This is a genomic window from Streptomyces sp. O3, from assembly GCF_054788135.1.
In genome coordinates this window covers 1-14,998 of record NZ_JBTVYK010000001.1, presented here as the reverse complement: position 1 = coordinate 14,998, position 14,998 = coordinate 1, and the positions used below count along the sequence as shown (strand labels likewise).

The window sequence follows — 14,998 nt, the reverse complement described above, 5'->3', positions numbered from 1 at the left end:
CCGCCGGACTGACACCTTCGATACGAAGGTGAATCCGCGCTACTGTCCGCCCTTTTGAACGAAGGACCGCACGAAGTCCTCGGCATTGGACTCGAGGACGTCGTCGATTTCGTCCAGCACGGAGTCCACGTCGTCCGACAGCTTCTCCTGGCGCTCCTGGAGGTCCTCCGAGGCCTGCGCGTCCTGCGCGGTCTCCTCGACCTCCTCGGTGGAACGCGTGGCCTTCTGCTGCCCGCCGTCGGTGTCCTTGGTCGCCATATCCCTCACCCCGCTCCGGTAAGTACGACTCGTACGACTCGATTACATCGGTCAAGATCAGACCCTACAAGCCCGGTCCGACATCGGCCCCGCACTTGCTTACTACAACGTGCGAGGACCACCTCGATGATTCCCGCACGGCGGCGCTTTAGCCTCCGGAGAGCACGCGGACCAGGTCTTCCGCCGTGCGGCAGCGGTCCAGCAGCTCTTTTACGTGGTTTCGCGTTCCGCGCAGGGGTTCCAGGGTGGGGACGCGCTGCAGGGAGTCGCGTCCGGGGAGGTCGAAGATGACCGAGTCCCAGGAGGCCGCGGCCACGTCGTCCGCGTACTGCTCCAGACAGCGGCCGCGGAAATAGGCGCGGGTGTCCTCCGGAGGCTTCGTCTCGGCCCGCTCGACGCCGGACTCGTCCAGGAGGCGCTTCATCCTGCCGCGGGCCACCAGACGGTTGTAGAGGCCCTTCTCCGGGCGTACGTCGGCGTACTGGAGGTCGACGAGGTGCAGCCTGGCGGCGTCCCAGTCGAGGCCGTCCCGGCGCCGGTAGCCCTCCATGAGCTCGCGCTTGGCGACCCAGTCCAGCTCGCCGGCCAGGCTCATGGGGTCGGTCTCCAGGCGGCCGAGCACGTCCTCCCAGCGGGTCAGGACGTCCTTGGTCTGTTCGTCGGCGTCGGAGCCGTAGCGCTCCTCGACGTACTTGCGGGCGAGCTCGAAGTACTCCATCTGGAGTTGCACCGCGGTGAGTGTCCGGCCGCTGCGCAGCGTGATCAGGTGCTGGAGCGTGGGGTCGTGCGAGACGTGGTGGAGGGTGCGGACGGGCTGGTCGACGGCGAGGTCCACGTTGATGAAGCCGTCCTCGATCATGGACAGGACGAGGGCGGTGGTGCCCAGCTTCAGGTAGGTGGAGATCTCGGAGAGGTTGGCGTCGCCGATGATGACGTGCAGGCGGCGGTACTTCTCGGCGTCCGCGTGCGGCTCGTCGCGGGTGTTGATGATGGGGCGCTTGAGGGTGGTCTCCAGGCCGACCTCCACCTCGAAGTAGTCGGCGCGCTGACTGAGCTGGAAGCCGTGCTCATGGCCGTCCTGGCCGATCCCGACCCGCCCGGCGCCGGTGATGACCTGGCGGGAGACGAAGAACGGGGTCAGGTGCCGGACGATGTCCGAGAACGGCGTCTCCCGCTTCATCAGGTAGTTCTCGTGGGTGCCGTAGGAGGCGCCCTTGTTGTCGGTGTTGTTCTTGTAGAGGTGGATGGGCTGGGCGCCGGGGAGCTGGGCCGCGCGTTCGGCGGCTTCGGCCATGATGCGCTCGCCCGCCTTGTCCCAGAGCACGGCGTCGCGGGGGTTGGTGACCTCCGGGGCGCTGTACTCGGGGTGCGCGTGGTCGACGTAGAGGCGTGCGCCGTTGGTGAGGATGACGTTGGCCAGGCCGATGTCCTCGTCGGTGAGCTGGCTGGAGTCGGCGGCCTCGCGGGCGAGGTCGAAGCCTCGGGCGTCGCGCAGCGGGTTCTCTTCCTCGAAGTCCCAGCGGGCGCGGCGCGCCCGGTGCATCGCCGCCGCGTAGGCGTTGACGATCTGGGATGAGGTGAGCATGGCATTGGCGTTGGGATGGCCGGGGACGGAGATCCCGTACTCCGTCTCGATGCCCATTACTCGCCGTACGGTCATGCGGCCCTCCTTGCCCGGCGGCGCTCCCCTTCGGGTGCGGCGCTCTAGTACCGCTGTTGCTCCGGTGCGCGTGCGGTGCCCGTCCCCGCACTGCGCGACGCGGCGGTACCGACGAGCCTAGAGCGCCTTTGCGCTGGTGGGGAGATTGATTCGGTCATTGCTCGGGTGATCGTGGTGGCCTGGAATGCAGTCGGCTGCGGGTACCCGTGTGGGGCACCCGCAGCCGCCCTGGCTTTTACAGGTACTGGCCGGTGTTGGCCACGGTGTCGATGGAGCGTCCGGTGTCCGCGCCCTGTTTTCCGGTGACGAGGGTACGGATGTAGACGATCCGCTCGCCCTTCTTGCCGGAGATGCGGGCCCAGTCGTCGGGGTTGGTGGTGTTGGGCAGGTCCTCGTTCTCCTTGAATTCGTCGACGCACGCCTGGAGGAGGTGCGCGACGCGGAGGCCCTTCTGGTTGTGCTCCAGATAGGCCTTGATGGCCATCTTCTTGGCGCGGCCGACGATGTTCTCGATCATGGCGCCGGAGTTGAAGTCCTTGAAGTAGAGGACTTCCTTGTCGCCGTTGGCGTAGGTCACCTCGAGGAAGCGGTTCTCCTCGGACTCCGCGTACATCTGCTCGACGACGGACTGGATCATGGCGGTGGCGGTCGCGTCGCGGTCGCCGGTGTGCTCGGCCAGGTCGTCGCTGTGCAGGGGCAGCGTGGACTTGAGGTACTTGCTGAAGATGTCCTTGGCCGCCTCGGCGTCCGGGCGCTCGATCTTGATCTTCACGTCGAGACGTCCGGGGCGCAGGATGGCCGGGTCGATCATGTCCTCGCGGTTGGAGGCGCCGATCACGATGACGTTCTCCAGGCCTTCCACTCCGTCGATCTCGGCGAGGAGCTGCGGGACGATGGTGTTCTCCACGTCCGAGCTGACGCCGCTGCCGCGGGTGCGGAAGAGTGACTCCATCTCGTCGAAGAAGACGATGACGGGGGTGCCCTCGCTGGCCTTCTCACGGGCACGCTGGAAGACGAGGCGGATGTGCCGCTCGGTCTCGCCGACGTACTTGTTGAGGAGTTCGGGGCCCTTGATGTTGAGGAAGTAGCTCTTCCCCGCGGGCTGTCCGGTGACCTCGGCGACCTTCTTGGCAAGGGAGTTGGCGACGGCCTTGGCGATGAGCGTCTTGCCGCAGCCGGGCGGGCCGTAGAGCAGCACGCCCTTGGGGGGCCTGAGCTCGTGCTCCTTGAAGAGGTCGGGGTAGAGATAGGGGAGCTCGACGGCGTCCCGGATCATCTCGATCTGGCCGCCCAGTCCGCCGATCTTCTCGTAGGAGATGTCGGGGACTTCTTCGAGTACGAGCTCTTCGACCTCGCTCTTGGGGATGACTTCGTAGACGTATCCGGATCGGGGTTCGAGCAGTAGCGCGTCGCCGGCCCGGATGGTGACGTCCAGCAGGGGCTCGGCGAGTCGTACGACTCGTTCCTCGTCGGTGTGTCCGACGACCAGGGCGCGCTCGCCGTCCTCAAGGATCTCCTTGAGGGTGACGATGTCTCCGGCGCTCTCGAACTCCATGGCCTCGACCACGTTGAGCGCCTCGTTGAGCATGACTTCCTGGCCGCGCCGGAGCTCGTCGAGTTCGACGCTGGGGCTGACGTTCACCCGGAGTTTGCGGCCTCCGGTGAAGATGTCGCAGGTGCCGTCCTCGTTGGCCTGCAGGAAGACGCCGAAGCCGGCGGGCGGCTGCGCGAGCCGGTCGACCTCTTCCTTGAGGGCCACGATCTGGTCACGGGCCTCACGGAGTGTGTTCGCGAGTCGTTCGTTCTGTGCGGAGACTCCGGCCAGGTTGGTCTGCAGCTCGACGATGCGCTCTTCGAGAATCCTCGTATGGCGCGGTGAGTCGGCGAGCTTGCGTCGCAGGACGGCGATCTCCTGCTCGAGATAGGCAATCTGACCGGCAGGGTCATCGGACCCTCGACCCGGGCGGATGCCGCGGTTCATGTCGTCGTCGTGGGCTGCCACGGTCCTCACCTCCTCCAAGGGGAGCTGGACGCTTCCTGACCCTACCTGGGCCGGTGCGGATTGAAACCCCTAGATCCACAAGTCGGTCGGGGTGTGTCCGATCTTCACCCTTGCGTACTCCCTCACGCCAGGTGAATACCCACCGAACAACATCGGAAAGCGGGCGGTTGTATCGTCGAATCGTTCAACACCCGTCAGGGCTGGCCCGACTTGCACCGTGGCGGGCGGTCCGACGCAGGAAGCGGCAGGAGAGATGACCGTGCAGCACGAGGCGCCCACCGTCGACGGCGGCGAGGCACTGGAGGTCTGGATCGACCAGGACCTCTGTACCGGCGACGGCATCTGCGCGCAGTACGCGCCGGAGGTCTTCGAGCTCGACATCGACGGCCTGGCCTATGTGAAGAGCGCCGACGACGAGTTGCTACAGGACGCGGGGGCGACCACGCCTGTGCCGCTGCCGTTGCTCACGGACGTCGTGGACTCCGCGAAGGAGTGTCCGGGCGACTGCATCCATGTGCGGCGGGTCGCGGACCAGGTCGAGGTGTACGGGCCTGACGCCGCGTAGCGGCGGAGCGTCACGCCCTGTGCGCGCTCGCCTGCGGTGAGCGTACGAAGGCCCCGTCTTTCCACTGCCACTTGGCCCGCTGCTTCTGGTCCGGGCAGCAGCGGGGCACGTCGGGCGACGAGTAGCCGAGCAGGGTGGCGGTGACGGTGTCGTCGCGTACGGCGAAGTCGCTGACGCTGAGGCGGTCGGCGGGGTCGACGAGGGTGGCGACGACGCGGGGCGTGCCGGTCGTGGCGCCGGTGATGACGTAGACGCCGCTGGGCGGGGTGCCGGAGCCCGCGGCGCAGCGGGCTACGGCGACGGTCTCGGGGCGGCCATCGCCGTCCAGGTCCGCGGAGGCCTGCCGCTGGACCTGCGGCCGGGCGGCGGCGCCGCACTCCATGGGGTAGTCGACGGCGGCGGCGTCGGGGGCGCTGGCGGGCGGGGGCGCCGGCTGGGCGGCCGCGGTGGCGTCACGGGGCTGGACGAGGGTGGAGAGCGCCACGACTCCGGCGAGCGCCGCGGCGGTGGCGAGCCAGTGCACGGGGCGGGTGCGGGTGTGGGCGTGCGCGAGTTCCGGGACGGCGGGGTGCTGCACGAGGAGGGTCTCCTGTGAGGACTGTGCCGGTGGGCTGTGCCGGTGGGGGTGGCCAGCATCGTGCCATACCTCACAGGGGTGCGGAACGCCGGGGTTCGGTTGTCAAGGGGTCCGATCGTCAAGGGGTTCGGCCGTCAACGAAAAGCCGCCGCCCCCGAGTTCTCCGGTGGTGCCGGGAACTCGGGGGCGGGGGTAGTTCGTTGTGGGGTGTAGTGCGGTCAGTGGGTCGGCGTCAGCGGCCGGGGACGCCTCCGCCCGCGTTGGGGCCGGAGTAGTCCTCGCCGTAGGCGCCCTTGGAGGGACGGCGGCGGCGCATGGGGGGCTCGACGCCGTCGGCGAGACGGCGGGCGGTGAGCAGGAAGCCGGTGTGCCCGATCATGCGGTGGTCGGGGCGGACGGCGAGGCCCTCGATGTGCCAGTTGCGGATCATCGATTCCCAGGCGGTGGGCTCGTTGAAGCAGCCGATCTCGCGGATGGACTCGACGGTGCGGGCGAGCTGCGTGGTGGTGGCCACGTAGCAGCAGACGATGCCGCCGGGCACGAGGGCCTTGGAGACGGCCTCCAGGCACTCCCAGGGGGCGAGCATGTCGAGGATGACACGGTCGACCTCGGTGTCGCTGAGGTTGTCCTGGAGGTCCCCGACGGTCAGCTCCCAGGCGGGGTGGGGGCCGCCGAAGTAGCGCTCGACGTTCTGCCGGGCGATGTCGGCGAAGTCCTGGCGGCGCTCGTAGCTGTGCAGCATGCCCTGGTCGCCGATGGCCCGCAGCAGGAAGCTGCTGAGCGAGCCGGAGCCGACTCCCGCCTCGACGACGCGGGCGCCGGGGAAGATATCGGCGAAGGACAGGATCTGTCCCGCGTCCTTGGGGTAGACCACGGCGGCGCCGCGGGGCATGGACAGGACATAGTCGGGGAGCAGGGGGCGCAGCGCGAGGTAGGCGACGTTTCCCGTGGTGCGGACCACGCTGCCTTCGGGGGCGCCGATCAGTTCGTCGTGGGGGAAGGAGCCCTTGTGGGTGTGGAAGTTCTTCCCGGCCTCGAGCGTGAACGTGTAGTGGCGGCCCTTGGGGTCGGTGAGCTGCACCTGGTCCCCGACCTTGAAGGGCCCGCGGCGGCGGGCGGCACCGGTCGGTTCGGACATGTGACCAGGGTACCGGCCTGGTGCGGGGCCGCTGACCACGGGTGGCCGCGGCTCAGTCCGGGCTGGCCATGGGCCGCGGCTCAGTCCGGCCTGGCCATGGCCTTGACGAAGGCGCGCTCGACGTCGGCGGTGGAGAGTACGCCGTAGATCTCGCCGGTGTCCTCCAGGACGAGGTATTCGGTGGCGGGGTGGGCGCGCAGGGTTTCGAGGAGTTCTTCGCCCGAGAGCTCGGCGGAGAGCTTCATCTCGTCGGTGAGGTCCTGGGCGAGACCGCTGACGGCGACCCAGGGGCGGCGGTGCTCGGGTACGGAGACGATCGCGGCCTCGCGGACGACGGCGAGGGGGTCGCCGTGGGCGTCGACGACGACGAGGGCGCGGGCGCCGGACGCGTTGGCCCGGCGCAGGGCTTCGGACAGGGGGGTGTCGGACTCGACGGGGACGGCGCGGCGGGTGAGGGTGCGGGCGCGCAGCGCGGGGAGGTGTTCGCGCAGGCGCGCCATGCGCAGGCTGTTGCCCGCGCCGGTCCAGATGATGGCGGCGAGGATCGCGGCGAGCAGGGCGTCCATGACGGTGTTCATGCCGAAGTCACGGTCGGGGTCGCCGATGGCGTCCGACTGGGTGAGCAGGGGCAGGCCGATGAGGACGGCGACGGCGAGGGCGCGGCCGAACCAGGCGGCGGCGACGGTGCCGGTCATGGGGTTGCCGGTGATCTTCCAGACGACGGCGCGGAGCATACGGCCGCCGTCGAGCGGGAGGCCGGGCAGGAGGTTGAAGGCCGCGACGATGAGGTTGGAGATCATGAGTCCGGCGAGCAGGACTCCGGGGACGGTCCCGGCTTCGACGGTCCGCATGCCGAGGTAGAAGGCTCCGGCGAGCAGGAGGGAGAGCAGGGGGCCGACGAACGCGAGGAGGAACTCGCGGCCGGGCGTCTCGGACTCCTTCTCGATCTCGGAGACGCCGCCGAAGAACTGGAGCTGGATGCGGCGCACGGGGAGTTTGTAGCGCAGGGCGACGACGGTGTGGGCGAGCTCGTGGACGAGGACGGAGGCGTAGAAGGCGACGGCGAAGAAGAGGGAGACGAGATAGCGGGCGTTGCCGAGCTCGGGGAGCACGCGTTCGAGCTGGCCGCCGAACACCCAGGTGATGAGGGCGGCGACGAGAAACCAGCTGGGGGCGACGTATACGGGCACGCCGAAGGGGCGTCCCATGAGGAGGCCGCCGCCGGGCTCGCGGGGGCGCTCGGGCTTGCCGGTGGGTTTCTGCGGGAGCTGCGGCGTGTCGTTGCCGGTCGCGGGGTCCGTCTTCCCGTTGCCGGGCTGCGGCTGTCCGCTCCCGCCGCTGTCGTCCACTGTGTTCCCTCAGTCCCTTCGGGTCGGGTGTCTCTCGTCGTGGTGTGACGTGGTCACGGTGGTGTGTCGTCGTGTCACGATCATGCAGTGCGAGAGGGTCTGACGTCGATGGTATTCGGCTGCTGTCAGTGGCGGGTCGTAGGGTCGCGGGCATGGACTCCAGTACCGATGCCGCCGTGTCCGTGGCGGGCCCGGCGTCGCTCTCGCCGTCGCGGGCCAGTGACTTCATGCAGTGCCCGCTGCTGTACCGGTTCCGGGTGATCGACAAGCTGCCGGAGAAGCCGAGCGAGGCGGCCACGCGGGGCACGCTGGTGCACGCGGTGCTTGAGCGTCTGTTCGACGCGCCGGCTGAGGAGCGTACGGCGCCGCGGGCGAGGGCGCTGGTGCCGGGGCAGTGGGATCGGCTGCGGGAGGCGAAGCCGGAGCTGTCGGAGCTGTTCGCGGACGCTGACGAGCGGGTCGCGGGTGAGCGGCTGGCGCGGTGGCTGGGGCAGGCCGAGGAGCTGGTGGAGCGGTGGTTCACGCTGGAGGACCCGTCGCGGCTTGAGCCGGCCGAGCGTGAGCTGTTCGTGGAGGCGCGGCTGGAGTCGGGGCTGCGGCTGCGGGGGATCATCGACCGGGTGGACGTCGCGCCGACGGGCGAGGTGCGCATCGTCGACTACAAGACGGGCAAGGCGCCGCGTCCGGAGTACTCCGAGGGCGCGCTGTTCCAGATGACGTTCTACGCGCTGGTGGTGTGGCGGCTGAAGGGCGTGGTGCCGCGGCGGCTGCAGCTGGTGTATCTGGGCAGTGGTGATGTGATCACGTATGACCCGGTGATCGCGGATCTGGAGCGGGTGGAGCGGAAGCTGCACGCGCTGTGGGACGCGATCCGCCGGGCCACGGAAACGGGTGACTGGCGGCCGCGGCCGACCAAGCTGTGCGGCTGGTGTGATCATCAGGCGGTGTGTCCGGAGTTCGGCGGTACTCCCCCGCCGTATCCGCTCCCGGTCAAAGGCAGGCCCTGAGGCCGCCGGGTTCCGGCGGGGTGGGGCAGGGCAGAATGGGCCCGGTCTAGCTAAGGAGATGTGTTGTGGCGATCCGCGTCCTACTGGTCGACGATCAGCCGCTGCTGCGTACGGGCTTTCGGATGATTCTGGAGGCTGAGCAGGATCTCGCGGTCGTCGGGGAGGCCGGGGACGGTCTGCAGGCGCTCGACCAGGTCCGGGCGCTGCAGCCCGATGTGGTGTTGATGGACATCCGGATGCCCCGGATGGACGGGGTCGAGGCGACTCGGCAGGTGACCGGGCCGGGGCGGGACGGTCCGGCGAAGGTGCTGGTGCTGACCACGTTCGATCTGGACGAGTATGTGGTGGAGGCGCTGAAGGCGGGAGCCAGTGGCTTTCTGCTGAAGGACGCCCCGGCGCATGAGCTGGTGCAGGCGATCCGGGTGGTGGCCGCGGGTGAGGCGATGCTCGCGCCGAGTATCACGCGGCGGCTGCTCGACAAGTACGCCGGGCATCTGCCGTCGGGGGACGAGCCGGTGCCGGACACGTTGCACACGTTGACCGAGCGTGAGGTCGAGGTGTTGAAGCTGGTGGCACGGGGGCTGTCGAACGCGGAGATCGCGGCGGATCTGTTCGTCAGTGAGACGACGGTCAAGACCCATGTCGGCCATGTGCTGACGAAGCTGGGGCTGCGCGACCGGGTACAGGCCGCGGTGTACGCGTACGAGAGCGGTCTGGTGCGTCCTGGTGCGCAGTAGCTGGCTGACCCGCGCGGTAGCCGATCCCGTGGCGCGGGAGCACTGATCGGGACGCGAGAGCGGGCCGCCCCCTCACAGGGGCGGCCCGCTCTCGTCGTAGTGGGGTCGTGCGGAGGTCAGTGCCTGGCGATCTCCCAGAAGCGGAAGACCGTGGAGGCGTCGAGGCACCACTCGACTCCGGTGATGTTCTCGCCGACGGCCGCGTACTGCTTGCCCTGCCAGATCGGGATGACGGGCAGGTCCTTGGCGACCAGGTCCTGGAGTTCGCCGTACTGCTTCTCGGTGGCGGAGCGCTCGGTGAGTGCGGCGGTGCCGGGGATGATGCGGTCGGTGATCGACTTGTTGGTGTAGTTGTTCACCAGGACGTTGTCGTCACCGAAGAACGGCTGGGTGAAGTTGTCCGGGTCCGGGTAGTCCGGGATCCAGCCCTTCACATAGACGCCGTACTTGCCCGCCTTGACGGCCTCGTTGTACGGGTCGATCTCCGCGGACTTGACGTCGGCGTCGAACAGACCGCTGTCGTTGAGCTGCTTGGCGATCGCCTCGAACTCCTGGACGTTGGCGGGCCCGTAGCGGATCGGCGTCGCCCAGAGCGTGAGCTTCACCTTGCCGGTGATGCCGTCGGCGCGCAGTGCCTGTTCGGCCTTGGCCTTCTGCGGGCGTCCGCTGTAGGTGTCGAAGAAGGAGGTGGTGTGGCCGGTGATACCGGCCGGGACGACGGAGTAGAGCGGCGCCGCCGTACCCTGGTAGATCTTGTCGACCAGGGCCTCGCGGTCGAGGAGGTAGGCGATGGCCTTGCGGACGCTGAGCTTGCCCGCGACCGGGTGGTTCATGTTGAAGACCAGGTGCTGCACCTGGGCGCTGGAGCCCTCGACGATGTCGATCTTCGCGGCGGCGTCGTCGGTGCGCCGTTCGATGTCCGCGATGTCGGCGGCGGCGAGTCCGCGATAGGCGACGTGCACGTCGCCGTCGAGCAGGGCCTGCTTCAGCTCCTTCTGCTTCTGGTCGCCTTGGAAGAGCTTCAGGGTCACCCCCGAGTTGTTGACCTCGGCGTTGCCCTGGTACCTGCCGTTGACCTTGAAGACCGCTTCCTTCTCGCCGAAGGAGTCCAGTGTGTACGGGCCGGAGCCGACGGCCCTGTCGTCGGTGCGCAGCTCGTCGAAGTCGTAGGAGCGGTGGTCCACGATCGAGCCGGCGCCGGAGGCGATCTTGCTGGGGAAGGTGGCGTCGGGCACCTTCAGTTTGAACACGACGGTCTTGGCGTCGGGCGTCTCGATGCGGTCGATGGAGGTGAGCATGACGGCCGGGCCGTCGTCATGGTTGATGTTCCGGACGCGGTCGAAGGAGAACTTGACGTCCTTCGATGTGAGGGCGTTGCCGTTGCTGAACATGAGGCCGTCACGCAGGGTGCACTCGAAGACCTTGGTCTCGGCGTCGGTGAAGCCGCACTGCTTGGCGGCCTCGGGCTCGGGTTCGGTGCCGCCCTTGGGGAAGCTCAACAGCGACTGGAAGACGTTGTTGAACAGCAGCCAGGAGCCTGGGTCATAGCCCGCGGCGGGGTCGACGGCCTGGACTTCGTCGGACATGCCGACGACTACGGGCTCGCCCGAGCCCGCGGAGTCGCCCTGGTCGCTGCCGCAGCCGGTGAGCAGTCCGGCGGCGAGCCCCGATGCGAGCAGGGAGGCCGGCCACTGGAGGTGCTTCTTCACGATGTTCCTTGTTCCTTGCGCTTCGGTGGTACGCGTGCTGGTAGGTCGGACAGGGGCAGGGTCGCTCGTCACTCGCTGACGCCGCGACCGAGTTCCCACAGTTGAAGGTTGGAGGAGGAGTTGAGGGCCCACTGCACGCCGGTGATGTCGTCCCGCGCGGCGACGTACTGCTTGCCCTGCCACAGCGGCAGCACCGGAACATCCCTGGCCACGATGTCCTGGATCTTCTCGATGCTGTCGGCCGCGGTGAGCCGGTCGGCCTCACGGCGCGACTGCGGGATGTGCTGCTCGCGGATCGTCTTGTTCGCGTAGGGCGACTTGAGGAAGTTGTCCTTGCTCAGGAACGGCGCGATGAAGTTGTCGGCGTCGGGGAAGTCGGGGAACCAGCCCATGCCGAAGACGGGGTACTGGCCGTCCAGTTGGGCGGGACGGTAGGCGTCCCATTCGGCGCCCTCGATGGTGACGTCGAACAGACCGCTGGCGTTCAGCTGCTTGCGCAGCTCCTCGAACTCGCTCTTGGTGGCCGGTCCGTAGTGGTCGGTCGTGTAGTGCAGGGTGAGCTTGGCGGGGATGGAGACGTCGGCCTTGGTCAGGGTGGTCCGGGCGCGGTCGACGCTGGGCGTGCCGTACAGGTTGCGGAACGAGTTGGTGTGCCCGACGACCGTGGCCGGAACAAGCGAGTAGAGCGGCTCGGCGGTGCTGCCGTAGGTCTCGGCGATGAGCTTCTCGCGGTCGATGACCTGGGCCATCGCCTGGCGTACGGCTTTGTGGCCGACCGCGGGGTCGGCGGTGTTGAAGGCGAGATAGCGGATCTCGAGGCCGTCCATCTCGACGAGGTCGATGTTGCCGTCGGATGCCTCGGACAGCTCCTTGATCTGCTGTGGCGACATGGTGCGGGTCATCATGTCGATGCCGCCGTCCTTGAGCGCCCGGCCCATCGTGTCGGTGTCGGCGAAGGAGCGCAGCTCCACCTTGTCGCTCTTCGGCTTCAGGGCCCCCTTGTAGTGGGGGTTCCTGGTGAAGACGGCCTTGACCAACTCCTTTTCCTCGCCCTTGGACTTGACCTCGGCCTTGAGGGAGTACGGTCCGGACCCGTCCACGGCGAAGCCCGCGCGGAGCTTGTTCGCGTCATAGGACTTGGGGTTGACGATGCCCGCGGCCGGAGTGGCCAGTTTGTGCGGGAAGGTGGCGTCCGGCGAACCGAGGTGGAAGATCACCTTGCGGTTGCCCTGGACCTCGATGGTGTCGATTCCAGCCACCAGGTTGAGCGGGCCGTTCTCGTCCTTGATGGTCCGTACCCGCTCGATCGAGTACTTCACGTCCTCGGCGCTGACGTCACTGCCGTCGGAGAACTTCAGCCCCTCGCGCAGGGTGCACTCGTAGCGCTCGCTGTTGGTGTCGGTGAAGCCGCACTGCTCGGCGGCCTCGGGCTCCGGCTCGCCGCCGCCGCGCGGCATGTGCATCAGGGTCTGGACGGTCTGCCGGAGTATGTTCCAGGAGCCCGCGTCGTAGGCGAACGCCGGGTCGAAGGGGGCGGGGGCCTGTGTGGACGCGGAGAACTGGTCGGTGGTGCCGACGACGATCGCGCCGTCACCCCCGGAACCACTGCCCGATCCGCCGCAGGCGGCGAGCACCGGGGCAAGCAGGCCGATCGCGGCGGGCAGCGCCCATGTCCTTCGGTTCATTCTCGAAAGTCTCCAGCGTTGGCCCCGCTGCTCTCGGCAACGGGGGTGTGTCGCCGAACACGGGAGTTACGTCGATGTTCTCGACCATGAGATTAGTCCGCGACGCCAGGACAACTGGAGCACCCCGGAGTTGACCGCTCATCACGCAGCGACACCGCAGGGCGACGCACCGAAATCCGAACAGTGGAAGGTTTCGTACACTCGACGACCAATCAGGACACATGGGAGCCGCAGGTCGCCCATATCGGGCGGCCCGTGCACACATGTCGAAGCGCGTCGACGGCCCGGAGCGTGAGAAACGTCACGCATTCAACTGAGGTACGGGACGCCGGAATTCAGCCATCCGCTGAGGTCACGGAAAATGCACGGCCCAACGCTCTGCGTTTCCCGCGCATTCAGCGGAACACGCTCGGTATGCGAATCATTGCACTCCTGTCATCAGGTTCCGCAGAAAGGAAAGGTCTACTTCCTCGAGTGAGTCGACGACCGTACGGCCCGTGGCCGGTGGGATCGGCGCGACCGACGGCACCGCCACGACGCGGCAGCCGGCGGCTTCGGCGGCGGCGACACCGGTCGCGGTGTCCTCGACGACGGCGCATCGGCCCGGCTCGGCGTCCAGTCCCGCCGCCGCGAGCAGATACGGCTCGGGGTGGGGTTTCGTACGCGCCACCTCGTCGCCCGCGACGGTCAGGGCGAAGTGGTGGCGGCCCAGCGAGTCCAGCACGCGGTCGATGATGCGGCGGTGGGAGGCGGAGACCAGGGCGGCCGGTACGTTGTGCTCCGCCAGCTGGGCGAGCAGCCGCGCGGCGCCCGGCATCAGCGGCAGAGAACGGCTGATGCGCTGCTCGAAGGTCTCGTTGAGCAGCACCGTGAGTTCGGCGAGGGTGATGTCGGCGCCGGTGGCCTCGATCAGGAAGCCCGCGCTGCGTGTCATCGGGCCGCCGACGACGACATGCCGCCAGGACTCGTCGAGGGTGTGGCCCAGCTGAGCGAAGGCCTCGACCTCGGCTTCCCACCAGAAGCCCTCGGTGTCCACCAGAGTGCCGTCCATGTCGAGCAGCACGGCTTGCAGGGCGGAGCCGCCTTCGGCCGTTCGGGTACCGACGGCGGGGACCGTACTCGTCATCCGCGCACACCTCCATGAGGGACGAGAAGGCCGGTCGCCCTTCCTTACGGGGAGTCCCCCGGAGGAAAAACGACCGGCCTGCACTGGACCGACCAGTGTACGGCGCGTCGCGTGATCGCGCCTGGCAATAAAGGGTCCTGCCCTCGACCCCGGCCCTCAGCGGGCGTTGAAGTACTTGGCCTCAGGGTGGTGGATGACGATGGCGTCGGTGGACTGTTCGGGGTGCAGCTGGAACTCTTCGGAGAGCTGGACGCCGATCCGCTCGGGCTCCAGGAGCTCGGCGATCTTCGCGCGGTCCTCGAGGTTCGGGCAGGCACCGTAACCGAGGGAGAAGCGCGCGCCCCGGTAACGCAGGTCGAACATGCCCTCCATGTCGTCGGGGTCCTCGCCCGCGAAGCCGAGTTCGGTGCGGACGCGGGCGTGCCAGTACTCGGCCAGCGCCTCGGCCAGCTGGACGGACAGGCCGTGCAGTTCGAGGTAGTCACGGTAGGCGTTCGCCTCGAACAGCTCGGCCGTGGCCTCGCCGATCCTGGAGCCGACGGTGACGACCTGGAGGCCGACGACGTCGGTTTCGCCGGACTCTTCGGGGCGGAAGAAGTCGGCCAGGCACAGACGGCGGCCACGACGCTGGCGGGGGAACGTGAAACGCGTCCGCTCGCCGCCCTTCTCGTCGAGGATGATCAGGTCGTCGCCCTTGGACACGCACGGGAAGTAGCCGTGCACCACGGCCGCCTCCAGGAGGTTGTCGGTGTGCAGCTTGTCCAGCCAGCCGCGCAGCCGGGGGCGGCCCTCCGTCTCGACGAGTTCCTCGTAGCTGGGGCCGTCGCCGGTACGGGCCTGCTTGAGGCCCCACTGGCCCTTGAACAGCGCCCCCTCGTCCAGCCAGGACGCGTATTCCTTGAGCTGGATGCCCTTGACGACACGCGTGCCCCAGAACGGCGGGGCGGGGATGGGGTTGTCGGTGGCCGTGTCGGAACGGGCCGGGCCTTCCGCCGGGTTCTCCTCCACCGCGACGCTGGCGGCAGCCTTGACCCGGCGTTGCTTGAGCTCGGGCAGGGTCGCTCCGGGCACGCCGCGCTTGACCGCGATCAGTGCGTCCATCAGGCGTAGGCCCTCGAATGCGTCGCGGGCGTAGCGGACTTCGCCGTCGTAGATGTCGTGGAGGTCTTGTTCGACGTAGGCGCG

Annotated in this window: 12 protein-coding genes and 1 pseudogene; 3 read left to right on the top strand and 10 right to left on the bottom strand. The window is 68.4% G+C overall.

Features of this window, described 5'->3' with window-relative positions; translation table 11 throughout:
* Positions 1-39: 39 nt before the first annotated feature.
* From ACX6XY_RS00065 to arc, 3 genes are all read right to left on the bottom strand, one after another.
* The gene (locus ACX6XY_RS00065; protein ID WP_460324843.1) at positions 40-258 is read right to left on the bottom strand and encodes a ubiquitin-like protein Pup; all 219 of its coding nucleotides are present in this window, start codon (positions 256-258) and stop codon (positions 40-42) included.
* A 148-nt stretch (positions 259-406) separates the two neighbouring features.
* The gene (gene dop, locus ACX6XY_RS00060) at positions 407-1,918 is read right to left on the bottom strand and encodes a depupylase/deamidase Dop (protein ID WP_460324840.1); all 1,512 of its coding nucleotides are present in this window, start codon (positions 1,916-1,918) and stop codon (positions 407-409) included.
* Between the two features lie 235 nt (positions 1,919-2,153).
* Entirely contained in the window at positions 2,154-3,920 is a 1,767-nt protein-coding gene (gene arc, locus ACX6XY_RS00055; protein WP_460324837.1) for a proteasome ATPase, read from the bottom strand.
* A 253-nt stretch (positions 3,921-4,173) separates the two neighbouring features.
* Here arc and ACX6XY_RS00050 point away from each other — a divergent pair, with 253 nt between their 5' ends.
* Complete coding sequence (locus ACX6XY_RS00050) at positions 4,174-4,485, top strand: ferredoxin (RefSeq protein ID WP_460324834.1); 312 nt, start codon at positions 4,174-4,176, stop codon at positions 4,483-4,485.
* Between the two features lie 10 nt (positions 4,486-4,495).
* Here ACX6XY_RS00050 and ACX6XY_RS00045 read toward each other — a convergent pair whose 3' ends face one another.
* From ACX6XY_RS00045 to ACX6XY_RS00035, 3 genes are all read right to left on the bottom strand, one after another.
* A complete protein-coding gene (locus ACX6XY_RS00045; RefSeq protein WP_460324831.1) occupies positions 4,496-5,062 on the bottom strand; it encodes a hypothetical protein in 567 nt (188 codons plus the stop codon).
* A gap of 232 nt (positions 5,063-5,294) precedes the next feature.
* On the bottom strand, positions 5,295-6,200 hold the full coding sequence (locus tag ACX6XY_RS00040) for a tRNA (adenine-N1)-methyltransferase (protein WP_460324828.1): 906 nt from the start codon (positions 6,198-6,200) through the stop codon (positions 5,295-5,297).
* Between the two features lie 80 nt (positions 6,201-6,280).
* Positions 6,281-7,549: a site-2 protease family protein gene (locus ACX6XY_RS00035; RefSeq protein WP_460324825.1), complete on the bottom strand. Its 1,269-nt coding sequence runs from the start codon at positions 7,547-7,549 to the stop codon at positions 6,281-6,283.
* Between the two features lie 152 nt (positions 7,550-7,701).
* Here ACX6XY_RS00035 and ACX6XY_RS00030 point away from each other — a divergent pair.
* Positions 7,702-8,606: pseudogene (locus ACX6XY_RS00030) on the top strand (RecB family exonuclease).
* A gap of 15 nt (positions 8,607-8,621) precedes the next feature.
* Positions 8,622-9,293, top strand: coding sequence for a response regulator (locus tag ACX6XY_RS00025; protein ID WP_460324822.1), 672 nt, complete (start codon positions 8,622-8,624; stop codon positions 9,291-9,293).
* 116 nt (positions 9,294-9,409) lie between these two features.
* Here the strand turns inward: ACX6XY_RS00025 and ACX6XY_RS00020 are convergent, their stop codons facing one another.
* From ACX6XY_RS00020 to ACX6XY_RS00005, 4 genes are all read right to left on the bottom strand, one after another.
* Positions 9,410-11,002 (bottom strand): ABC transporter substrate-binding protein, encoded by a 1,593-nt coding sequence (locus ACX6XY_RS00020; RefSeq protein ID WP_460324819.1) that lies wholly within the window; start codon positions 11,000-11,002, stop codon positions 9,410-9,412.
* Between the two features lie 68 nt (positions 11,003-11,070).
* The gene (locus ACX6XY_RS00015) at positions 11,071-12,687 is read right to left on the bottom strand and encodes an ABC transporter substrate-binding protein (protein WP_460324816.1); all 1,617 of its coding nucleotides are present in this window, start codon (positions 12,685-12,687) and stop codon (positions 11,071-11,073) included.
* A 421-nt stretch (positions 12,688-13,108) separates the two neighbouring features.
* Positions 13,109-13,813, bottom strand: coding sequence for an HAD family hydrolase (locus ACX6XY_RS00010; RefSeq protein WP_460324813.1), 705 nt, complete (start codon positions 13,811-13,813; stop codon positions 13,109-13,111).
* Between the two features lie 156 nt (positions 13,814-13,969).
* Positions 13,970-14,998: vitamin B12 dependent-methionine synthase activation domain-containing protein (locus ACX6XY_RS00005; RefSeq protein WP_460324810.1), on the bottom strand; the 1,029-nt coding region annotated here is incomplete at its 5' end.

What these genes read in the sequence shown, in the direction of transcription:
- ACX6XY_RS00065 (WP_460324843.1), bottom strand. Translation starts at nt 258, where the DNA reads ATGGCGACCAAGGACACCGACGGCGGGCAGCAGAAGGCCACGCGTTCC.
- dop (WP_460324840.1), bottom strand. Translation starts at nt 1,918, where the DNA reads ATGACCGTACGGCGAGTAATGGGCATCGAGACGGAGTACGGGATCTCC.
- ACX6XY_RS00050 (WP_460324834.1), top strand. Translation starts at nt 4,174, where the DNA reads ATGACCGTGCAGCACGAGGCGCCCACCGTCGACGGCGGCGAGGCACTG.
- ACX6XY_RS00040 (WP_460324828.1), bottom strand. Translation starts at nt 6,200, where the DNA reads ATGTCCGAACCGACCGGTGCCGCCCGCCGCCGCGGGCCCTTCAAGGTC.
- ACX6XY_RS00015 (WP_460324816.1), bottom strand. Translation starts at nt 12,687, where the DNA reads ATGAACCGAAGGACATGGGCGCTGCCCGCCGCGATCGGCCTGCTTGCC.
- ACX6XY_RS00010 (WP_460324813.1), bottom strand. Translation starts at nt 13,813, where the DNA reads ATGACGAGTACGGTCCCCGCCGTCGGTACCCGAACGGCCGAAGGCGGC.